The sequence below is a fragment of the Tigheibacillus halophilus genome, assembly GCF_042683165.1.
Classification (GTDB): Bacteria; Bacillota; Bacilli; order Bacillales; family Amphibacillaceae; genus Tigheibacillus; species Tigheibacillus halophilus.
In genome coordinates, this window is record NZ_JBHUIZ010000015.1 from 402,245 (window position 1) to 425,494 (window position 23,250).

Here is a 23,250-nt window from a genome sequence, read left to right on the forward strand (position 1 = left end):
CAGAATGAATAGCTTCAGAGGGCACCTTAGATCTTGCATAAATTAAAAATCCGCATGGATTCTAAGGAGGGTGCAGTTTGGAGAATAAAACGAATACGGTGATTGGGGAGAAGCGGACCTTAGATCAGAGCCTGTATAACTCTGATCTAGCCCCGACTCCCGAAGAGAAAAGAAACTGGGGCTGGTGGAGTTATACGACTTTATGGATGGGGATCGTTACAAATTTAGTAGCCTGGGAAGTAGCGGCCAATCTAATAAGAATAGGTATGAATTTTTGGGAGGCTTTTGGATGTATAGGCGTCTCCTATGGTTTGGTTTTCATCGTTATATTGCTGAATGGTCATTCGGGGGCAAAATACGGAATACCATTTCCTGTTATTGCTAGATCCATTTTTGGGTACAAAGGCGCTCAAATCACAGTAGTCATGCGAACCATCTTATCGATTTTTTGGTTTGGAGTCATGATGTATATAGGCAGTAAGGCCGTTAATAGCATATTGAGCGTCTCATTTGGGTGGTGGGCTGGTTTAGAAAATACACATATTATCGGGATGGAGTTAAATATGTTCATTGCATATTTGATAACATGGCTGATGCATGCGTATTTAGCACTGCATGGCGTTGAAAAAATAAGGAGATTTGAATTATGGGCGGGGCCCATCATTCTGTTTTTGGGTATTGGACTTGTTATATGGGCCATTAAAGCAGCAAATGGGATCAAACCGCTCGTATCCATGTCATCCACCATACCAGATGGCGAATTTTGGGGTTCCTTTCTTATATCAATGACCGCTTTAATTGGCACGATGTCTGCCTTGATGTTAAATATACCAGATTTGACGCGTTTTTCACGAAGCCAAAAGGATCAAACTATCGGTCAAGCAATCGGGTTACCCATCATGTTTGGCATATTTTCTTTAATGGCTATCTTCGTAACGACTGGTACTGTTTATGCGTTTGGTTCTCCAATTACTGATCCGATTGAGCTATTAAAAAGATTTGACAATCCATTTATAGCTATTTTAGGCGCACTAGCAGTGTTAATTGCAACAACTTCCACTAGTGTAGCAACAAATCTGGTTTCTGCAGGTTTTGACTTAACAAATTTGTTTCCATCAAAATTAAACTACAAAAAATCTGGGTTAATTGCAATTGTAGTTGCAGTTGTTTCTGTACCTTGGTTATGGTTTGATGACGCGGAACTCATTGAGAAAATAATGGGTGGTGTAGCAGCTGCGTTAGGACCAGCGATTGGAATTATGATTGTAGATTATCACTTGATTAGAAAGCGCTATCTTCATGTAGAAGATTTATATGTGAAGTTTGGACAGTATGCTTACAGAAAAGGGTGGAATGTACAGGCGTTATTTGCAATGTGTATAGGGATAATAATTGCCATTATTGGGCTTTTCATACCTGCTTTAGAAAATCTGTATACCTATAATTGGTTTCTTGGAGTAGGGACTGGAGGGTTGATCTATCTTATATTGATGTGGAAAAAACGCAATAAAAAGATTGGAAGAAGCGTTGAGGAGACTAGGAATTTTTTAATAAAGTAGTTTGTATATTCTTTCATTATCAGGAAGGGGAATCAGATTAAAGATGAATGTTCTGGTTACGGGAAGTGCAGGTTTAGTAGGTTCGACTGTTATGGCGTTTTTACAAAACGAGGGACATACAGTGGTTGGTTTTGACCAAAAGAAGACAACGATTACTGAAAAATTTAATGTGGAAACTGGTGATCTATGCGATTTTCCAAGATTGGCGTCAATCATTGATAAGTATGGCATTAATGCAATCGTTCATTCGGGAGGAATTTCCCACCCCCATGCTGGCGAGGTTTCCCCTTATCAAACAGTAAGAACTAACATTTTAGGAACCTCTACCATTTTCGAGATTGCAAGATTATTCCATATAAAAAATATTGTCTATTTAAGTTCCGGAGCTGTCTACGGTAATAATTTTTCCGACAAAACTACTGTAAAAAGCGAGGTGAATCCAGAGAATACGTATGCAGTAACTAAATTAACGGGAGAGCAGTTAGGGGAGGTTTATAACAAAAAATATGGCATGAATATTATATCCCTTCGTCTTGCATTTGTTTATGGCCCCAACCGACTTATGCCAGATCCAATAAAATCTCTCTTGGAGAGGGCTGTAAGCGGTACTGATATCCACGACGAAACGGGAGCGGATCAACAATTGGAATTTATTTATGTAAGGGATGTTGCCCTCGCCGTATATAAGGCATTAAGCACTGAAAATAATTCTTCTAGCATCTTTAATATTGGAACTGGTGTGAATACAACTATTAGGGAAGTTGGCAGAATGATACAGGAGCTTTATCCGGATGTAAAGATTGAAGTAGGAGAAGGGGACCTGGGGTATGACTTTATCGGTGCATTTGATTGTCATGAAGCCGAAAAGGAACTAGGTTTTAGAGCCCTATATGATATTGAAAAAGGGATAAAAGATTACGCTTTGTTTTTAGAAAAAAATATAACTAAATAAGTATTTTGTAAATATGGGTTATTAAATAAAATTGGCAGGTGAAGAAGTATGGACAAGGCCTTATTTTCGGCGGCACCAATTGATTATTTCATTATCATTAGTTACTTCGTGTTTGTTATAGTTGTTGGATTGATTGTTCGTAAGCTTATTAAAACCAATAAAGATTTTTTTCTCGCTGGCAGATCTCTTCCTGCATGGATTACAGGGATTGCATACTTAGCTGCAAATTTAGGCGCATTAGAATTATTGGGTATGGCTGCAAGTGGAGCACAATACGGCATGGCAACGATGCATTATTACTGGATTGGTGCAATACCCGCTATGCTATTTGTGGGATTATATATGTATCCATTCTTCTATGCATCGAAGGCAAGGTCAATTCCAGAGTTTTTAAAATTTAGGTTTAATGAAGCCACGCGGGGCTTAAATGCCATTACCTTTTTTGTACTTACAATTCTCTTCTCTGGTATCAGTTTATATGCGATGGGGTTGATCTTTAGTGTGTTATTGGGCTGGTCCATGACGTTTAGCATCATTGTTGCGGCAGTAGTGGTCCTGCTATACGTATCCCTGGGTGGACTGACATCGTCCATTTACAATGAGGTCATTCAGTTTTTCCTTATTTGGATTGGTTTGTTGCCTATTGCCCTCATAGGAATGTATAAGTTTGGAGGATTCCAAGGTATCATGGACAATATGCCGGAATCCTTTACACACCTTTGGCAGAACCTTGGAAGTACTGCAGATAATCCAATGGGGATTAGCTGGTTTGGAGTTATTGTAGGGCTAAGTTTTGTTCTATCATTTGGTTATTGGATGACAGACTTTTTGGTCGCCCAAAGGGCGTTTGCAGCAAAGGATGTAAGAGCTGCACAAAATACACCGATTTATGCAACTTTTTTTAGAATAATTGTGCCAATAGTAGTAATTGTCCCAGGTTTCATTGCAATTCCGCTTTTCCCTGAAATTGGTCAAAATCCTGATATGCCATATAACCTTGCATTACCTCTTACGTTAGCAAAGTTATACCCTGAAGGTTTGTTCGGACTTGGGATCACCGCCCTCCTTGCTGCATTTATGAGTGGAATGGCTGGAAATATAACTGCTTTTACTACTGTGTGGACTTATGATATCTATCAAGCCTATATAAAAAAAGAAGCAAGTGATCAACATTATCTCCGAGTTGGGCGTTTAATGGTAGTTATTGGTACCATATTTGCAGTATTTGCAGCATTTATCGCGGCGCAGTTTCCAAACATTATGGATTATATACAAATGTTATTTTCCTTTTTCAACGCTCCGCTATTTGCAACCTTCTTTTTAGGAGTATTTTGGAAAAGAGCTACAGGTTGGGGAGCATTCTGGGGATTGCTTATCGGGGTTATTAGTTCGTTTCTTATGAAAATTTTTATCCCGAACGATTTTTATAGCACAATGGCAGAAGGCAATTTTTCAAGAGCACTTTGGGCCTGGATTGTGACCATGGCAATTACAATCCTTGTAAGTCTATTCACTAAACCAAAGCCCGATAGTGAGTTAAAAGGATTAGTGCGTAGTGTAAGCGAGAAAATTTCTTACAAAAACTTGCCGTGGTATAAACGCCCTGGTTATCTATCCATCATTTCTATCATTATTATGGTGATTATTAATATTTACTTCTGGTAAATCAAGCATTTTTGACCTGCTGGATAACTTACCAAAACCGGTCGCAAATGTAAAGACTAGTATAAATAGGGCAGCAAACAATAAAGAAAGGGTGAGCTTATGAAAAAGATAGTCTTTGACCTGAAGTTTCTTACTGGAATCATTTTTTGTTACTTGGGTTTAGTTCTTTTCGTATACGGACTATTCACAGACAAAAAAGCAGATTTTCCTTTTCCGATAAATGTGAATTTATGGTGGGGTATTGTTACATTTTTATTCGGTTTAGCTTTTTTTATCGTTGCATTCGTCACACATAAAAAAGCGGATACTGCCGAAGAAATAAAAAATGAGAAAAAGATAAAAGCAAACTAGTTTATTACAGTTTAATAATAGCAGATGTAGAGGAGATAAAATGGATATTATCACGCTTGGAGAGACAATGGTTTTATTTACTCCAAATAAGGCTGGGATGTTGCGATATATGGATCAATATTCCGCACAAATAGGAGGATCGGAATCTAATGTAGCTATCGGGCTGACCAGACTAGGACACAAAGTGGGCTGGATAAGCAGGTTAGGTAGTGATGAATTTGGATATAAAATTTTACAGTTCCTTCGTGGTGAAGGAGTAGATTTAAATGAAGTGAAATTCGATCATGAAAATCCTACAGGTATTTACTTTAAGGAAATGTTGAATAGCGAAGAGGTAAGGGTGCAGTATTTTAGAAAAAATTCCGCAGCTTCTTATATGAAGCCTGACGACCTTAACGAAGAATATATAGCTTCGGCAAAAATTTTGCACATTTCAGGAATAACACCAGTACTTAGTAAAGGGTGTTATGAAACAATCTTAAAAGCGATAGAAATTGCCAAAAATAATGGTTTAAAAGTGGTTTTTGATCCAAACCTACGAAAGACGCTGTGTTCTGAACAAAAGTCTAAAGATATTCTTTTAGAAATTAGCTCCTTGGCAGATATCGTTTTGCCAGGTAAAGGGGAAGGACAATTCTTAACAGGCGAAGCTAAACCTGAACGTATTGCGAATGCTTTACATGAGTATGGCTCTTCCGGTGTTGTTATTAAATTAGGTGAAGAGGGAGCATATTTTTCTTTTGAAGGAAATGATGGCTATGTTCCAGCACATCCTGTAAAGCAGGTGGTCGATCCCGTAGGTGCTGGCGATGGGTTTGCAACAGGTGTGTTATCAGGACTTTTAGATGGGTTGAATATCAAAAGCGCAGTGAGGCGCGGAACAGTAATTGGAAGTTTGGTTACTATGGTTCAAGGCGATATCGAGGGATTGCCTGACAGAAAGCGCTTAGAAGGTATTACAAATTATTTAAAACACGAGGATGTAGCCAGATAGGAGGGATATGTATGCAAGCTTTACAAGCAATAAAAGAGAATAAGTTGGTCGCAGTTATTCGGAATATGAAAGAAGATGACGCTATCCCAATTGGAGAAGCGTTATTAGAAGGTGGAGTTAAAATATTTGAGATTACTGCCGAATCACCAGATTTTTTAACCTCCATTAAACGTATTAAAAAGAACTTTGGAGAGGAGGTTACTGTTGGCGCGGGGACAATCCTGGATCCTGAAACTGCAAAATCCGCAATCCATGCAGGTTCTGAATTTATTTTTTCTCCGACGATCAATACAGAAACAATTAGATTAACTAAGCGTTATGGAGCTATTAGTATTCCTGGAGCAATGACCCCTACTGAAATTCTAACCGCTTATGAGCATGGGGCAGATTTAATAAAAGTATTCCCGGCAAATATTGTGGGGCCGGGATTTATAAAAGATGTTCATGGACCGCTGCCTCACATTCCGCTTATGCCGACAGGTGGGGTTGATTTGGGCAATATACAGGAATTTTTGAATCATGGAGCAATTGCGGTCGGTTTAGGGAGTTCGCTTGTCAATACGAAAGTCAATATTGATAAGGAAGAATTGAACCGTATCAGTGAAAGAGCAAAGCAGTTTGTAGAAAAGGCAAATTACCTGTAGTAAACAGGAATCTATTAGATCTCTGGGGGCAAAGTAGATTTGCAAACCTGATAATGTGATAGTGACAGAGATGAATATTAGCAAAGCAATTATTAAAAATCTTATACAAAGGGGATTAGATAGCAATGAATGCTTCATTAAAGCCAGCTAACATTTTTATAGAACCTTCTCAGAAGAGATTTAAAGATAACTTTCGGCGTTGGCAAGGGATTCCGTCCATAGAAGTAACAGACAGTGGAAGAATATTTATTAACTTTTACTCGGGTCAAGATGCAGAAGTCGGTGGGAATGTCATGGTTCTGTGTATGAGTGATGATAATGGGAAGACCTTCCAGTCAGCTGTTACGGTGGTAGAACATCCTGACCAAGAATGCCGCATTTATGACCCGAATTTATGGATGGACCCTTTTAAAAGATTGTGGATGACATGGACACAAACACGTGGATTTAACGATGGAAGAATGGGGGTATGGGTTGCGATTTGTGAAGATCCTGATGCCGAAAAGCTTAAATGGTCTGAACCGAGAAGAATTGCGAATGGAATAATGATGAACAAACCAATTGTCACCTCAAAACAAGAATGGCTATTCCCATGCGCTATATGGAGCAACACAAGCGGAAGTACGCCAAGTGAAGACCATGGCTTGCATAATGAACAATTTTCCAATGTATATGCTTCGACAGATCATGGCAAAACCTTTCATTTAAGAGGCCATGCAGAAGTGCCGAACAGGCAATTTGATGAACATATGATTGTAGAGAAAGAAGATGGCGCGTTGTGGATGCTTGTGAGAACATTTGATGGAATCGGGGAAAGTTTTTCACAGGATGGTGGCAGAACCTGGTCCCCTGGCAGAAAAAGCCATATAGACGGTCCCTGTTCCCGTTTTCATATTCGACGCTTAAAATCAGGAAGGCTGTTAATGATCAATCATCATAACTTTGAAGAAAGAATAGATGTGGACGATATTATGAATCAAGGTAACGTAAAAAAATGGAAAGGCAGAAGTCATTTGACTGCCTTGTTAAGTGAAGATGATGGCAAGACCTGGCCATACTCTTTATTACTTGATGAGAGAAATGAAGTCTCTTATCCAGATGCCACAGAGGCGTCTGACGGGTATCTTTACGTAACTTATGACAGAGAACGTGTAAAACAACGCGAAATTTTAATGGCACGTTTTACAGAAGAGGATATCCTTCAAGGAGAATGTACTTCTGAGAAATCAGTTTTTAAAAAGATTGTAAATAAAGCAACTGGACAGCCGGACATAGAGTGAATGGGTCTTTCTTGATCAATAAGCTTAATTTGTCAAACCCCTTAAATAACCTGCAGCGTAATAAAAAATACGCTGCAGGCTATTTTTAACAGAAAGAGCATGAACAGCTCAGTATTCTGATTTATAGGTTCCGTCTTGATAAACCTTGTAGATATCTACTGTACCTGTTCCGCCATTATTCTGCATTGATTTAGAGGTTAGTTTTATCTCATAGTATGACCCTTTGTTATCTTTTTTCTGGCCACCCATGTCACTAAAAACGATATCTTCGTTTGTGTCCATATTTAGTTGGTGTCTAAGATATATTTTGGCTGCAGTTCCATTTTCAATCATCTTTTCCTTGGCGTTTATACTCACTTTATGAGGATTCGTGTGGAAAACGGTATCCGTTTTGGACATTGCATGCGCACCTGCCGGTGATAATGCACCCATCCCCACTACAGAACCAGTCAGCAGTGTAGCCACAACCGCCCTCGTAAAAGATTTTTTGGAAACCATTATAATCTCCTTTCCTTTTTGTATTCCTCTTTATGAGGTGAGGTATTACTTATATACCCTGTGTTCTTGTCATAATAACTTTATATTCGTCAAAGTCTACATTTATATCTATTGAAAATGAATGCTCAGTATTCTGGAATTTATGTGCGCAGAATGGCAGAAGCTTAATGTATTCTGAACACGTAACATAGTCGGTCGAAACTGAATACGATACAATGACTTTATTCTATGATTGTTGGAGGTATCCCAGATGGCAATAAGCCCCCCGATGTTGCTACCCGGTGACACGATTGGTATCGTGACTTTGGGAAGCCCTCTTTCTGCCGATGAAATCAATGACAGGATTGACACAATAAAAGGTATGGGCTTTAAGGTAGTGGTTGGCCAGCATGCCTATGCCCAAAATGGCTTTCTTGCAGGTACGGCTCAAGAGCGTGCTTCAGATTTAATGGAAATGTTCGCAAATGATACTGTCAAAATGATCCTGCCGTCAAGAGGGGGCGTTGGAGTAGCTGGCATTCTTCCATATCTTGATTTAATGTTCATACAAAAACATCCGAAATTGATATCTGGATACAGTGATATTACAATACTGCTGAATGTGTTGGCACAATACGCAAACCTGATTACGCTTCATAGTCTTATGCTAATTGATTTCAATACGGGGACCCCAGCATATAATTTTGACCAATTTTTTGCAGCTACTTCTGTTATGACTGCGCAAAGGCAAATTCAAAATCCGCCCGGTATCCAACAAATAAGCAGGATTGCGGGAAATGTGACAGGACCAATGGTTGGTGGAAATCTTACATCGTTTGTTGATACACTTGGCACACCTTATGAAATCGATACAAAAGGTAAAATATTGCTGCTGGAAGATGTCCATGAAACAATGAATACAGTGTACAGATATATAATGGAGTTGCAGTTGGCTGGTAAACTGGACGACTGCATAGGTATTGTAATGGGCATGTGTACAGACTGCCTAAACTCCCATGGAGAGTCTTACGAAGACCTGATCAATAATTTTATCGTTCCATTGAATAAACCATTGATGACCAATGTAGCGACAGGGCATGGCACCTTTAAAGCTGCACTGCCAATTGGCGCGACAGTTAATTTGGATACAGTAAATAATGTATTGACTGTAATGGAAACCACCGTTAGTTAATAGGTCTGGTACATTTTCCACTTTCGTTTTGGTAAAAGGGGTTAATGATGATTTTTATTTTGTTTGCGCCAATCCGAAATTTGGTTTAATCTTTCTTTGATTTTTACTTCTGAACCTTGCGTTGTCGGAAAGTAATATTCGTGTCCCTCTAAAGCATCAGGCAAGGTCTGCATGTCCGTTAATTTTTCATTTGTGTCATGGGCATATTGATATCCTTTTCCATAATTCAACTCTTTCATCAGTTTTGTTGGTGCATTACGTAACTGTAGGGGAACGGGTTCATTCATAGATCCATGAGCATCTTTTTTAGCTCTTGAATAGGCCGCATAAGCTGCATTCGACTTTGGCGCCATTGCCAGATAAATGACGGCTTGTGTAAGATGCACATCGCATTCCGGCATGCCTAGAAATTGGCAGGATTGAAATACAGCAACTGCTATTTCGAGAGCTCTGTTATCTGCCAGACCAATATCTTCGCTTGCAAACCTGACTAGTCTTCTTGCAATATACAAGGGATCTTCTCCGGATTCCAGCATTCGGGACAACCAGTAAATCGACGCGTTCACATCACTATTTCGCATCGATTTATGCAATGCAGATATGATGTTATAATGTTCCTCTCCACTCTTGTCGTATAATAGTGATTTCCTTTGAATGATTTGGGTTAAATCTTCTTTACTAATTGAAATGGACTCATCCTGTTTTTTTCCATTTAATACCGCCATTTCTAGCGTATTTAAGGCAATTCTGCCATCACCATCAGAAAACGCAGCTATTGCTTCCAGCACCCCAGGCCCCAATTGAATATCTTGATCCCCTAGGCCTTTTGGGTCAGCAATTGCTTTTTGCAATAATTCAACGATGTCGTTATTTGATAAAGGATATAGCACAAAAACCTTACTGCGTGACAACAAAGCTGCATTTACTTCAAAGGATGGATTCTCAGTGGTTGCGCCGATAAGGATGATACTTCCATCCTCGACATAGGGTAAAAAGGCATCCTGCTGTGCCTTGTTGAACCGATGAATTTCATCAATAAATAGTATGTATTGATCACCTGATTCTCTGTTTTCCTCAGCCTCTTTCATCACCTTGCGAATATCCTTAATACCAGTCGAGACGGCACTAAAAGGAATGAATGTTGATTTTGTATGATTCGCAATGATTCTGGCCAGCGTCGTTTTCCCGACGCCTGGAGGGCCCCAGAAAATAATTGACGTGACTTGATCATTTTCAATCATTTCTCGTAGAACCTTTCCTTTGCCCAATAAGTGCTTCTGCCCAACAAAATCTTTTAAATATTGGGGACGAACCCTGTTAGCTAAAGGCCGGTGTTTATCATTTTCATTTTCAAATAAACTGCCTTGTTTCAAGGTGTTTCCTCCTAACCTGCTCTTTTTATGTTCGAATTTCAATGGGGGTTAAAGAAAAATATATTACAATCATATATTTCCACATGGAGCCAGCTACTAAACGGATATGGGCGTTAATGTTAACTTTTACTTGGTGGAGCGTAAGCACGGTCATCATAACGCTAAAAAAGGGTACAGCTTGCCACATTTAACCATGGGGATATGAAGGAAGGCAATTAGTATGTGAAACTTGAAAAAGTTCCTGGAGTTGCCAGCCCGCACTGCCTATTATGCTTTTTTTAAAGTTCGGAGATATATTAAAAGATATAGCGACTGCGGTGTATGAGTCGATTGGTGAATAAGATGTATTATTGATAAAAAATAAGGGGAAAGCCGGCACCTGTGCTTCCCTTCAGTTTCTTATCAGATTAGATACTAATCATCTGAAACAATTGAAATTTTTATAGAGACGATAATCCGCTAAAAACCGACTCGTTTTCAGAAGATTATTTGTGTACCTAAAAAAACAATCTATTCTCAGCTTATGCCAATCGTTGTATGTTTTTTTAATAATAGTCCCGCAGTACTTCAAATTTTAAAAACAATGATAAAAGGTGACATTTAAAGCTTCATGTAACAATAATCAGTATACAGTTGAATGATAGTTCTTAAAAAAATCGAAAAAAGCTTTAACGGGTGCGAACTGCATGGCACTATCCCTACTATAAATCCATGTTTTTCTTTCAACTTGTTTTCCATTGCTGTAGAGAAGGGGTTCGACAAATAGTTTCTTTTCGTTTTGTAAACATATGCCGGGAAGTATGGCATAACCTAGGCCTATCTTTACCATTTCCTTGCATGTTTCGAGGTTATCAACAGCCATTGTAATGTTGCTTCGGGCATTAAATGTCTCTGTCCACCAATTGTCAATGAGATCCTTTAGGGAAGAATCTGTTTTATAGTATATTCGATTAAGTACGGGAAGCTCGTCAATGTTTATTTTATAATTAGATGCAATAAGTAAAGGTTCTGTTTTTAATAACATCTTTCTTTCTATCCAGTGGTGTTTTCCTCGAGTGATGGCTATGTGCACGTCCGATGATTCTAATGAAGGTTCAATTTCCGAACTAAAGCCGGTAATAACGTTAACCTCTACGTCTGGATAACAATTTAAAAAATCCCTTAGCATTTTGGGCAGCATATATCTCCCAATAGTGGAGGATACCCCGAGTTTTAAGGTGCCTTTGACTTCTTTGTCCATTGATTGAATGGTTTCTTTTGTTCCTTGCAATTCACTCATCATTCTTTTTGCAAACTTTACAAGAAAATCTCCTTGAGGAGTGAAATACAATCCTTTACGGTTACGGATAAAAAGTTTACTCTTGAATTCTTCTTCCAGTTTGTTAATGCGGTAGGATAAGGCTGGTTGAGAAATAAACAAGCGCTCCGCGGTTTTGGTAATATTATGTTCTTCGTTTAAAGTGACCAGTAATAACCAATCTTTTTCATTCATTTTTACCCTCCAAATAAAATATTTTTATGATTCTTAATAAAAATTATATATTTGATTTATCTAAATGTATATTATAGTCTATTAATAAAATATCATTTGATTATTCAAAAATTAATTTTGGATGCGTTTACATTAAAGGAGGATGGAAATGAAAAAGGGAAAAAGTAGTACATTACTGGCGGCGATGTGTTTGTTTGTATTATCACTTATAATTTCGGGGTGTGGTAAAAATACTGCTTCCACGGAAGCCAGTTCCAATGGATATCCGAAGATGACAATCAAATTTGCTCATGTGGTTGCAGAAGATGATCCAAAAGGGCAAATGGCAGAAAAGTTTAAAGAAGTTGTAGAAGATAAAAGTGATGGAAATATCACTGTAAAAGTTTATCCTAATGGCCAGCTTTATGGGGATGATAATGAACTTCAGGCGCTGCAGTCAAATAATGTACAAATTATTGCACCGCAAACAACCAAACTGGCTGGTTTTGATGAATCAATGGAACTGTTTGACATTCCATTCTTATTCAAGGATGAGGATAATCTGTATGAGTTTGAGGATAGTGAAATTGGTAAGGATTTATTAAAAAAGTTAGAAGGCGATGGAATAAAGGGCTTAGCTTTTTGGCCTAATGGTTTCAAACACATTACAAACAGCGAACGTGAAATAAAAGAACCTAGTGATCTTAAGGGACTTAAAATTCGTACGCATGGTGGAGAGATATTGAATGATTCATATAAACAGTTTGGAGCAGCTTCTACTAAGATTGCATTTAATGATGTTTATCAGGCTTTACAGTTAGGAACAATAGATGGTCAAGAAAATAACCTTACGAATATTAAATCACAAAGTTATGACGAAGTGCAGGGCTATCTGTCACTTACCAATCATACAAGAACTGAATATGGATTGGTTGCAAATAAGGGTTGGTGGGACGATTTGAATGACCAGACCAAAAAGTTGTTAAGCGACGCTGTAGATGAGGCTACCAAAAAGGGAAGGGAATTGGCTAAAAAAGAATCAGAAGAAGCACTTAAAGAAATTGAAGCAGCGGGAAAAATGAAAGTACACAAAATGACTGAAGAGGAACATGATAAATTTGTTCAAATTTTACAACCAGTGATTGATAAATGGAGTAAGAAAATGGATCCAGAAATCATTGAAAATATTTTAGATATGCAAAAATAAGTGACGCAAAAGAGCTTCATGTTTGAGAGATATAAATGAGAGGCGATGTACTAAAGGTTATAGTAGAAATTAGTCATGTCGCTTCTCACTATTAACTCAGAGAAAGAAGGTCGATAAGATGAGAATAGCATGGAAAATATTTGGCTGGTTTGAGGATATATCAACTATATTATGCTTTGTAATGGGTATGGGCTTGATGCTATATGAAGTTATTATGCGTTATATTTTCAGCAACCCAACTACTTGGATAAATGAAATTTCCACAAGTCTTGTAGTATGGGGGGTTTTTTTAGGACTCTCCCTTGCGTTGCGGGATGAACATCACGTCAGCGCAGATATTTTATATGCAGTTTTACCTGTAAAATTGCGTAGATTACTGGATTACTTTGCGAACACAGTTGGAATTATATTCTGCGCTTTCTTTGTTTATTATTCCACTTCCTTGGTCTATAGTTTATTGAACTCAAGACAGATTTCAATTGAAACTGGACTTCCAATGTGGATTTTTGTAGCAATTTTACCGTTATCAGGTACTCTGTTCGGAATTCGTTTCATCGAGAGGATATGGATCACATATCGATCAGATTATAAAAGCGGCGGGAATAATAATGATTCTGTTGAGGTGGAAGAAAAATGTATATGACTATCTTATTTGGTTTATTTTTGTTGTTAATCATTTTAAGAGTTCCCATAGCGGTTGCTCTTGCCATTTCCACGATTATTGTATTTTTATTAACAGGCGATTTTGATTTATCGACGGTGCCTCAGACAATGTTCACAGCATTGGATTCTACTACATTGATTGCTATTCCCGGCTTTGTGTTTGCTGGAACGATTATGGCCAGAGGTGGAATAGCAAAATATTTAATTTCTGCCATGAAAGCCTGGGTCGGACATGTGTCCGGTGGGTTATCAGTTGTCACTGTGTTAGCTTGTGCTTTTTTTGCCGCTATTAGCGGATCAAGCCCGGCAACTGCTGCGGCTATCGGTTCCATTATGATTCCGTCCATGGTAGAGGCTGGGTACAATAAAAGATATGCTATGGGGTTGGTTGCGGCTTCGGGTTCTTTGGGAATTTTAATCCCTCCCAGTATTCCCTTAATTGTGTACGGGGTTGTATCCTCCCAATCTATTGGTCGTTTATTTATGGCAGGGTTAATCCCTGGAATCTTCCTTACAGCAATATTAATTTTTTATGCAATTATCTATGCAAGAGTGAAAGGATATGGCAGATTGGAAAAGGCAAGCTGGAAACACAGATGGATGACTCTCAGAAAAGCTGTATGGGGCGGGATTCTACCCATTTTGATATTGGGGTCTATCTATTCTGGAGCTGCAACACCAACAGAATCATCTATCATTGCCAGTGCGTATGCCATTGTAGTTTCACTATTTGTTTATAAAGAAACCTCCCTCAAACTATGGCACAAAATATTTAGGGAAACAATTGGCGTTACGGCAATGATTATGTTAATTATTGCATCCGCAATGCTCTTTTCACTTTATTTGACACAAGAACAGATTCCACAGCAGCTTGCTACGGCAATGTTATCAATGCCATCTTTAAATGTAGTGCTATTTTTTGTTTTAACTGCAGTGTTATTTCTTGTTTTAGGAACATTCTTGGAGTCATCTTCCATTATATTAATAACATTGCCTTTATTGATGCCAATCATGTTGTCTTTGGATGTGAATCCGATACATTTCGCTGTTGTAATGATCGTCAACATGGAAATTGCTCAAGTAACACCCCCGGTAGGCTTAAATTTATTCGTTATTAGCGGTATTACAAAAGAAAAGCTAGGTACAGTATTTTATGGGGCGGTACCATTTACAATTGTCATGGCGCTTTGCATGATAATCATTATGATCTGGCCTGGTTTGGCCTTGTGGCTGCCAGATACTTTATTCGGTAAAAGTTAAAGAGAGGTGATAGTATGGTTTACAGGATTGGAATAATGGAAGGTGACGGTATTGGTCCAGAAATAGTGGCCAGCACACTTAAAGTATTAATGGCGGCAGAACAACGGGTAGGTAAGAAAAGCTTTGAATTCGTTTCTCTTCCCATCGGGTTGAAAGCATATGAAATGTACGGTTCGACTTTTCCTGTGATTTCCGGATCAGAACTATATGCATGCGATGGTGCAATACTTGGACCAGTTTCAACACATCTCTATGATCCAAAAGAAAATATGCCAAATCCTAGTGCAATTATAAGAACCAAATATCGTTTGTATGCTAATATTCGCCCCATACGTTCTACACCAAGGAGTAAATTTAAAGGAGTAGACTTGGTAATTGTAAGAGAAGGAACAGAAGGGATGTATGCGGATCGCAATATGTTTAACGGTTCAGGTGAAATGATGCCTAATGAAGATACAGTTTTGTCATTTCGAAAAGTTTCGAGGGAAGCCTCCAGAAAAATTGCTGAAGTTGCACTTGAGATAGCTAATGATAGAGAAAAATATATAACTATCGTCCACAAGGCGAATGTTTTGAGAAATGGGTGCGGACTTTTTTTAGAAGAAGTACGAAATGTTGCTAAAAATTACAAGGATATTTTTGTAGATGATTATCATATAGATGCTTTTGCAATGTATTTGATTCAACACCCTGAAAAATATGATGTTATTGTAACAACTAATATGTTCGGAGATATATTATCTGATGAGGCCGCGGGACTTGTCGGAGGATTAGGTTTTGCTCCAGGTCTGAACATTGGTGAAGATTTTGCGATTGCACAGGCAGCTCACGGATCCGCTCCTTCCATAGCAGGAAAAAACATGGCAAACCCAATAGCGGAAATTCTCTCTGCCAGTCTAATGACCAATTGGCTGGCAAAAAAGAGTAGAGACGCCTCCCTAAACGAACTAGCCGCCACAGTTCACAAAGCTGTCTGGGCCACTATTGAGAAAAATATCATTCATCCATTCGATGTTGGAGGTTCATCCGCCACGACAGAAATATGTGAAACGATAGTTAATGAAATTATGGAAGGGAGAGCCATACAATCATGTTAATCAAAGTTCCTTGCACAGTGATGAGAGGCGGCACAAGTAAAGGATTGTTTTTCAAGAAAGATGATTTGCCTATAGATGGGTATCTTAGGGAGAAAGTTATTCTGAAGGCATTTGGAAGCCCTGATCCATACGAAAGACAAATTGATGGTTTAGGGGGAGCTACCTCCACCACAAGTAAACTTGCTATAGTTGAAAAGCGAGATGATGCAATAAATAGTGTTAATTATACTTTTGGCCAGGTTGATATAAAAACGTCTTTCATTGATATGAAAGGGAATTGCGGAAACTTGTCTTCAGCTGTAGGCCCGTTTGCAATTGATAATCGAATGGTTGATCAGATTGAAGAGCCGTATACAAAAATTAATATACACAATACCAATACGGGAAAAAATATCGTTACCTTTGTTCCCGTAAAAGATGGTCACACACAATACGAAGGGACATTTTACATATCGGGCATTTCAAATCCCGGCAGTAAAATTCGACTTGACTTTATAGAGCCGGGAGGGGCAGTCACAGGTGATTTGTTACCAACTGGTAAATCGAAAGATTTGCTGCAAACAAAATCAACTGGTGAAATTGAAGTTTCAATGGTTGATGCTGCGAATCCACTAGTTTTTGTTAAGGCTGATGATGTAGGATTGAATGGAACTGAATTGCCTGGAAATGTAGATAAAAACAAAAAATTATTAGATACATTACTAGAAATACGTGCTGCAGCTGCTGTGAAATTAAAACTGGCAAAAAACTTTAAAGAGGCAAATACTAAATCGCCAGCAGTCCCAAAATTGTGTTTTGTCAGTGAGGCTCAAGACTATCTTACTACAGAAAATAAGCGCATCAAAAAAGAAGATATAAATATTGTAGCTAGGATGCTGTCAATGGGCAAACTTCATCCAACCTTTGCAATAGGTGGCGGAATATGCCTAGCTATAGCTGCAAAAATAGAGGGGAGCGTTGTCAAAGATCAATTAGAGCAAATGTATATGGATGAGATTAAAATTGGGCATTGCGGCGGCATCATGGAAGTTGGCGCAGAGTTTGCTGATAAAAAAATCGCACTTCGTGGAACCGTATTTCGTACAGCACGTTGTTTGATGACTGGTTATACCTATGTTTCTGTATAAAAGTTCCATAAATATTTTTTATGAATAACGAATAAAAATAACTATTTTATTTATAAATAAATATTCCCTATACTTAAAATAAGAAAAATTTAAAATCAATTTAGTTGGGAGGAATATTTATGAGAAATTCCAAAAATGTATTTGATCTTGTGGTTATCGGTACAGGAAATGCAGCACTTTGTGCAGCAATCGCTGCAAAAGAGAATGGAGCTAACGTTTTGATGGTGGAAAAAGGAACAAAACATAAGCGTGGAGGAAATTCATTTTTTACAGATGGCGCTATCCGTTTTGCCTATAATGATATGACAGGTATCCAAAAGATATTGACAGATTTAAACAAGGAAGAAGTACAACATATTGTAATGCCTATTTATACAGAAGATGATTATTACGCAGATATCATGCGGGTAACCAAAAATAAAAGCGAACCAGAGTTAGCCAGGCAACTTGTATCCAATTCTTTTGAAACAATTCAATGGATGAAGGAGCAGGGCGTACAATTTGAACTTAATGAAAACCAATCTTTTGAAAAGGACGGAAAGCTTCAGTTTTGGGGAGGGTTGCCAATCAAAACACGCCGCAAAGGAATAGGACTCATTGAAACATTAATTGCAAGGGCAGAGGAAATGGGTGTGGAGATAATATACGAAACAAGAGCAGTAAAACTTAAAAAAGCGGAAGGGAAAATAAGCGGACTTATTGTTATTCAAAATGGGGCTAAAAAGATTATCCATGCAAAAACTGTTGTTTTGGCATGTGGTGGATTTGAAGCTGATAAGGAGAAGAGGAAGAAGTACTTAGGTAAAGAATGGGGAAATGCCTTAGTAAGAGGAAGTGAATATAACACTGGAGATGGTCTTGAAATGGCTTTAGAAATCGGTGCACAGCCATATGGTGATTGGGGGAGTTGTCACGCTCACACGACTGATTTTAATGCTCCAAAAGTTGGAGATTACAGTAAACCTGGAGATATTTATAAAAAGTCATCCTATCCACTTGGTATTATTGTAAACAAGCAAGGCAAAAGATTTGTAGATGAAGGGGCAGATTTTAGAAATTATACTTATGCAAAATATGGAAAAGAAACATTAAAGCAACAGGGGCAAAAAGCATTTCAGTTATTTGATCAGCAAGTGTACCCTATGTTAAGGAAAGAATATATGTTAGAAGAAGCTACTTGCATAAAGGCGAATTCTATTGAAGAACTGGCTGACGAGATGGAGATTGATAGAGTTAATCTTGTTTCAACAATAAATGAATATAATCTTGCTGTAAAAAATGGAGATTATAACCCAAGTATTAAGGATAAAAAAGGTACGAAAGGAATTACCCCGCCAAAGAGCAATTGGGCGTTACGTCTAGAAAAAAGTCCTTATTATGCATACCCGATTACTTGTGGCATTACTTTTACATTTGGCGGAATTCGTACAAACAAAAATGGAGAGGTATTAGATAGTGAAGGGTTACCAATTCCTGGATTATTTGCAGCGGGTGAAATGATTGGAGGTATTTTTTATCATAATTATCCAGGAGGTTCTGGTCTGATGTCAGGTGCCACATTCGGAAAATTAGCAGGTGAGTCCGCATCAAGTTATCTTTCTAATAAGTTGAAAGTAACGAAGTGATTCATTTATCCCGCGTATCATATCTTTTGGTAAATGCTAATTCATACAAAAAACCAAGTATTAAGAATAATGAATTCTTTGGATTGAAAGGTTAATCTGTTACAAAATAGCTGATACAAAATAGTGAACCAGGAGACAAGAATAATGATATAACAGCTTAGTTTTAATATGCGATCGTCAAAAAACAATCACGAATTACAATATGTGATTGTTTTTTGTTGTTCCTGATTTTTTGCATTAATGTATGACATGTTCGTTTTTTCAGTATGAAAAGAAACATAAAAAAAGCGCTTGCATAAATAAAAAAATTACTGTATATTATCATTATTAAATAATCCATTATCTAATAATGATAATATTTCGCTAAAAGAGGTGGAATTAGAGAACGTGAGTGCAATCAAGACATTGGAAATTTTAGAGCAATTTGACTTTGAAACAAGAACACTTTCCGTTCCGGAATTGGCTTCGATGTTACAACAACCTCAAAGCTCTGTGTACCGGCATTTAAGGCTATTGAAGGAAAAAGGGTATTTAATTGAAAATTCTCCAGGGTTGTATAGTTTGGGATATATTTTTTTAAAACTAGCTAAAATAGTGAAAATGGATATGGATCTTCCCTCTTTGTCTCAAAAAGCGATGAAGGAATTGACCAGAATAACTGGGGAGACATCGATTTTACTAGTGCATTCCCAATTCCAGGCTGTTTGCTTGGCAGCAGTTCCTTCCGGGCACCCTATTAAAGTATCATCTGAGCAGGGGAACATCGTTCCAATTTATGGTGGGGCCTCCTCCAAAGCTTTATTAGCTTATTTGGGGGAGGAGACAGTGAAGGAAATTTATAAAAAAGATATTGTCAAAAAACATACGGAACATACTATCTTGGATGTTAATGAGATGTTAGACCATTTGAAGGAAGTTCGGCAAAATGGCTACGCATATTCAGACAGTGAAATTGATGATGGTGTTGTATCTTATGGTATCCCAATATTTGAGAGTCCCGGAAAGATAGTTGCTTCATTAAGTATTGCTGGACCGAAAGAAAGAATGTTGAAAAAGGACAAGTCCGAAATCATTCAAGCGATTGAAACAGCGAAGAAAATGATAGAAAGCCAATTATAAAAAAAGGAGTAGACTATGATGACAGAAATCGACACGGTATTAAAGGGTAATATTGTTTTGAAAGACAAAGTGGTAAAAGGCGCAGTAAGCATATCTGAAGGTAAGATCATCCATATCCATGAAGATACAGAAGACATTCAATCAAATGAAATCAAGGATTACGGGGATGCCTACATTTTTCCAGGGTTGATAGATGTACATGTTCATTGCTTTAGTAACCCGAATGAAGGTTTTGTCACGACAAGTTCGTCTGCAGCTGCAGGGGGGATTACGACGTTCCTTGACATGCCTTATGATCTTCCAAATCCAATTAATAATTTGGAACAATTCAAAAGGAAAGTAAAGCAATTGGAACAGGAGGCAGTAGTGGATATTTGCTTGTGGGCGACCATTTCGAAAAGAGGCGGAACCGATCAGATTATTCCGCTGGCTGAAGAGGGGGCTATCGCTTTTAAAATGTCCACTTTTGAAACAGATGAATATCGCTTCCCAAGGATTCCAGATTCGGAGATATTAAAAGCCATGAAGCTGATCGAAAAAGCAGGGCTTAGAGCAGCATTTCATTCGGAAAATGATGAAATTATAGTGGATATGATTGACCAGTATAAAAAGCAAGGAAAAGTTTATCCGAAAGCACACAATGAAACACGACCACCAGTAACGGAAACCAGTGCTGTATTAAAACTGATGGAATTTGCATACTGGACGGACGTCAAGCTGCATATTGTCCACGTCAGTCATCCTAGAACAATAGATTTGATCAAGTTGTTTCAGAGACAAGGAGTTAAAGTGACTTGCGAAACGTGTTATCCTTATTTGCTAATGGATGTCGATGACTTGGAGAAATTTGGACCTGTGGCTAAAAATAACCCCCCATTACGTGAAAAAGAGGAAGTACAGGGTCTATGGAAACACCTCGAGGAAAAGCACATTGATTTGATTTCTTCAGACCATGCTCCTTGGGGAAAGGAGGAAAAGACAAGAGGGGATGATAATATATTTAATGCAGCTTCCGGATTGCCTGGTGTAGAAATCATGGCTCCTTTGATGTTTAACAGTACTGTGGCGAGCGGTAGGTTTTCCCCGAATGATTTTGCAAACATGATGTCGACAAATCCGGCAGAAGTGTTTTCTATTCCAGGAAAAGGGCAAATAGCTGTCGGTTTCGATGCAGATTTCACCATAATTGATCCAAAACAAGAAACGCAGGTAGATCAGACCACATTTAAATCGTATTCCAGACTGACTCCTTTTGATGGTCAAAAACTAAATGGTAAAGTAATTTCCACCATTGTACGTGGCAGGGAAGTTTTTGACGGAGAAAAGGTAACTGCTAGCCCCGGTTATGGTAAATTCGTAGCTGGTTCAGCAGCCAAAAGATAGAGGATGCTTGAAAGCAAATATTGCAAGGGTAAATGCTTTTGAACAGGTATTGTTGTTTATTCGTCAGGCATGTTTTCCATTGATACATGCCTGACTCTTCATCTATTCCTACTGTAAAGGATGTGTAAAAATGAAAGCGTATTACTTGTTGGCAGTCATACCTTTTATTGCCATATTAGGAGGAGCCGCATTTGTAAATAAAATAGAGCCATATGTACTTGGCCTGCCTTTTTTCCTCTTTTGGATCATTTTATGGTCTATTTTATGCTCTGTTATTATGTTTGTGATTTATCGCTTGGATCCGTTAAATAAGGGGGATGAAGAATGAATATCGCGTTACTGATTATCTCACTATTTCTCATACTGAGTATCGTACTGGGGCTCATGGCAAAACGTGGCAAAGATATGAGCATGGAGCAGTGGGCTATTGGCGGCAGGGGATTCGGCGGTCTGTTTGTGTTTCTGCTCTTAGCGGGAGAAACGTATTCAGTTTTTACGTTGCTGGGAACAAGCGGCTTGGCTTTTAATAATGGAGCGGCAGCTTTTTATTTGTTATCCTTCACAGCCTTGGGCACCATGACTTCTTATTGGATTTTACCGCCGATATGGAAATATGCAAAGCAGCATCATATCGTATCGCAATCCCAATTTTTTTCGAAGAAGTACAACAGTAAGAATCTTGGTGTATTTGTTGCAATAGTAGGCGTGGTTGCCCTTATACCATATATAACCATATTGTTTAAATCGATGGGATTGTTGGTAGAAGCTACATCATACGGTGCTATTTCATCAAGTGCTGCAGTATGGATCGGCATGGTATCCTTGCTGATCTATGTGATGGTCTCCGGCATCCATGGATCAGCATGGACCGCTGTTGCCAAAGATATTCTGATCTTTTTCGTCATTTTATTTCTGGGTATCTATTTGCCTATCCATTATCATGGCAGTTTCAGCGGGTTATTTCATGCAGTGCAAGAATTTAAACCACAGGCTTTGGTTCTCCCAGACAAAGGTCTGAGTGTATCATGGTTCGTTTCCACTGTTATGATCAGTTCCTTTGCTTACTTTATGTGGCCGCACAATGCACCAACCATTTACGCATCTAAAAATGCAAAGTCTTTCAGGTTCAACGCAGTAGTACTCCCGGTTTATGCACTGATGATTTTATTTGTTTATTTTGTTGGATTTTCGGCCATTGTGGAAATACCTGGTCTGAAAAACGGTGATCTAGCTTTACTGGAACTTTCCATGAAGACGTTTGATCCTTGGTTTGTCGGTATTATTGGGGCTACGGGTCTTTTAGCGACACTTGTTCCGGGTTCCATGATGCTGATGTCGACTGCTACAATGATTACAACAAATATCATTGAGCCCCTAATGACTGAAATTTCGGACAAGAGCAAAACATACTGGGCTAAGAGCTTTGTGATTTTAATTTCTGTTGTATGTGCATTTCTGTCTATGAGTGACAGTAATACGCTGGCAACCTTATATTTAACTTCATTCAGTTTGATCACCCAAATGGCACCGTCACTTTATCTAAGTTTAAGAAAGCAAAACAACATTAACAAGTATGGATCAGGTATAGGGATGTTTATAGGAGTAGGCATAGTTATTTATGTAACTTTCACTGATATGACAATGGCCGAGTTATTTCCGGCGCTTCCAAGTGAAATACAGGATTTGAACATCGGCATTATAGCGCTTGTGGCAAATGTAGTTGTCATGTACCTGGTGAGTTATTTTACAGATTATCTATCTAAAGCAAGGGAGAACAGTGTGCAAGCTAAAAAATCATCATGATCCCGGAA

The 23,250-nt window shown here is 38.3% G+C and carries 21 protein-coding genes; 18 read left to right on the plus strand and 3 right to left on the minus strand.

From position 1 onward, the window contains the following. Positions 1-77 precede the first annotated feature (77 nt). From ACFSMW_RS17635 to ACFSMW_RS17665, 7 genes are all read left to right on the plus strand, one after another. Entirely contained in the window at positions 78-1,559 is a 1,482-nt protein-coding gene (locus ACFSMW_RS17635) for an NCS1 family nucleobase:cation symporter-1 (protein ID WP_390357613.1), read from the plus strand. Positions 1,560-1,602: 43 nt separating this feature from the next. Then, a complete protein-coding gene (locus ACFSMW_RS17640) occupies positions 1,603-2,511 on the plus strand; it encodes an NAD-dependent epimerase/dehydratase family protein (protein WP_390357614.1) in 909 nt (302 codons plus the stop codon). 48 nt (positions 2,512-2,559) lie between these two features. Further along, entirely contained in the window at positions 2,560-4,176 is a 1,617-nt protein-coding gene (locus tag ACFSMW_RS17645; RefSeq protein WP_390357615.1) for a sodium:solute symporter family protein, read from the plus strand. A gap of 99 nt (positions 4,177-4,275) precedes the next feature. Then, the gene (locus tag ACFSMW_RS17650) at positions 4,276-4,527 is read left to right on the plus strand and encodes a hypothetical protein (protein WP_390357616.1); all 252 of its coding nucleotides are present in this window, start codon (positions 4,276-4,278) and stop codon (positions 4,525-4,527) included. 40 nt (positions 4,528-4,567) lie between these two features. Next, positions 4,568-5,521, plus strand: a complete 954-nt coding sequence (locus ACFSMW_RS17655) for a sugar kinase (protein WP_390357617.1) — start codon at positions 4,568-4,570, stop codon at positions 5,519-5,521. Between the two features lie 11 nt (positions 5,522-5,532). Further along, positions 5,533-6,165 (plus strand): bifunctional 4-hydroxy-2-oxoglutarate aldolase/2-dehydro-3-deoxy-phosphogluconate aldolase, encoded by a 633-nt coding sequence (locus ACFSMW_RS17660; RefSeq protein WP_390357618.1) that lies wholly within the window; start codon positions 5,533-5,535, stop codon positions 6,163-6,165. Positions 6,166-6,290: 125 nt separating this feature from the next. Further along, on the plus strand, positions 6,291-7,445 hold the full coding sequence (locus tag ACFSMW_RS17665; protein WP_390357619.1) for a sialidase family protein: 1,155 nt from the start codon (positions 6,291-6,293) through the stop codon (positions 7,443-7,445). A gap of 108 nt (positions 7,446-7,553) precedes the next feature. On the opposite strand, the gene ACFSMW_RS17670 is transcribed toward ACFSMW_RS17665, so the two are convergent. Next, positions 7,554-7,943, minus strand: a complete 390-nt coding sequence (locus tag ACFSMW_RS17670) for a hypothetical protein (protein WP_390357620.1) — start codon at positions 7,941-7,943, stop codon at positions 7,554-7,556. A gap of 250 nt (positions 7,944-8,193) precedes the next feature. Here ACFSMW_RS17670 and ACFSMW_RS17675 point away from each other — a divergent pair, with 250 nt between their 5' ends. Further along, positions 8,194-9,114, plus strand: a complete 921-nt coding sequence (locus tag ACFSMW_RS17675; RefSeq protein WP_390357621.1) for a S66 peptidase family protein — start codon at positions 8,194-8,196, stop codon at positions 9,112-9,114. Positions 9,115-9,155: 41 nt separating this feature from the next. On the opposite strand, the gene ACFSMW_RS17680 is transcribed toward ACFSMW_RS17675, so the two are convergent. Then, a complete protein-coding gene (locus ACFSMW_RS17680; RefSeq protein ID WP_390357622.1) occupies positions 9,156-10,487 on the minus strand; it encodes a replication-associated recombination protein A in 1,332 nt (443 codons plus the stop codon). Between the two features lie 622 nt (positions 10,488-11,109). Further along, a complete protein-coding gene (locus ACFSMW_RS17685) occupies positions 11,110-11,979 on the minus strand; it encodes a LysR family transcriptional regulator (protein ID WP_390357623.1) in 870 nt (289 codons plus the stop codon). Positions 11,980-12,127: 148 nt separating this feature from the next. On the opposite strand from ACFSMW_RS17685, the gene ACFSMW_RS17690 reads away from it, so the two are divergent. The 10 genes from ACFSMW_RS17690 (at position 12,128) to ACFSMW_RS17735 (ending at position 23,242) form a co-directional block, all read left to right on the plus strand. Further along, the gene (locus tag ACFSMW_RS17690) at positions 12,128-13,165 is read left to right on the plus strand and encodes a DctP family TRAP transporter solute-binding subunit (RefSeq protein ID WP_390357624.1); all 1,038 of its coding nucleotides are present in this window, start codon (positions 12,128-12,130) and stop codon (positions 13,163-13,165) included. 118 nt (positions 13,166-13,283) lie between these two features. After that, positions 13,284-13,808, plus strand: a complete 525-nt coding sequence (locus ACFSMW_RS17695; RefSeq protein ID WP_390357625.1) for a TRAP transporter small permease — start codon at positions 13,284-13,286, stop codon at positions 13,806-13,808. Beyond that, a complete protein-coding gene (locus tag ACFSMW_RS17700) occupies positions 13,799-15,088 on the plus strand; it encodes a TRAP transporter large permease (RefSeq protein ID WP_390357626.1) in 1,290 nt (429 codons plus the stop codon). Before ACFSMW_RS17695 ends, ACFSMW_RS17700 begins: the two co-directional genes overlap by 10 nt. 35 nt (positions 15,089-15,123) lie before the next feature. Next, entirely contained in the window at positions 15,124-16,185 is a 1,062-nt protein-coding gene (locus ACFSMW_RS17705; protein WP_390357627.1) for an isocitrate/isopropylmalate dehydrogenase family protein, read from the plus strand. Beyond that, the gene (locus ACFSMW_RS17710; protein WP_390357628.1) at positions 16,179-17,312 is read left to right on the plus strand and encodes a 2-methylaconitate cis-trans isomerase PrpF family protein; all 1,134 of its coding nucleotides are present in this window, start codon (positions 16,179-16,181) and stop codon (positions 17,310-17,312) included. The genes ACFSMW_RS17705 and ACFSMW_RS17710 overlap by 7 nt, the downstream gene beginning before the upstream one ends. A 119-nt stretch (positions 17,313-17,431) precedes the next feature. Continuing rightward, entirely contained in the window at positions 17,432-18,937 is a 1,506-nt protein-coding gene (gene tcuA, locus ACFSMW_RS17715) for an FAD-dependent tricarballylate dehydrogenase TcuA (protein WP_390357629.1), read from the plus strand. Positions 18,938-19,324: 387 nt separating this feature from the next. Continuing rightward, the gene (locus ACFSMW_RS17720; protein ID WP_390357630.1) at positions 19,325-20,056 is read left to right on the plus strand and encodes an IclR family transcriptional regulator; all 732 of its coding nucleotides are present in this window, start codon (positions 19,325-19,327) and stop codon (positions 20,054-20,056) included. A gap of 18 nt (positions 20,057-20,074) precedes the next feature. Further along, positions 20,075-21,439, plus strand: a complete 1,365-nt coding sequence (locus ACFSMW_RS17725) for a dihydroorotase (protein ID WP_390357631.1) — start codon at positions 20,075-20,077, stop codon at positions 21,437-21,439. A 130-nt stretch (positions 21,440-21,569) separates the two neighbouring features. Next, positions 21,570-21,767, plus strand: coding sequence for a DUF3311 domain-containing protein (locus ACFSMW_RS17730; RefSeq protein ID WP_390357632.1), 198 nt, complete (start codon positions 21,570-21,572; stop codon positions 21,765-21,767). Further along, the gene (locus tag ACFSMW_RS17735) at positions 21,764-23,242 is read left to right on the plus strand and encodes a sodium:solute symporter family protein (protein ID WP_390357633.1); all 1,479 of its coding nucleotides are present in this window, start codon (positions 21,764-21,766) and stop codon (positions 23,240-23,242) included. Before ACFSMW_RS17730 ends, ACFSMW_RS17735 begins: the two co-directional genes overlap by 4 nt. The last annotated feature ends 8 nt before the right edge of the window (positions 23,243-23,250 follow it).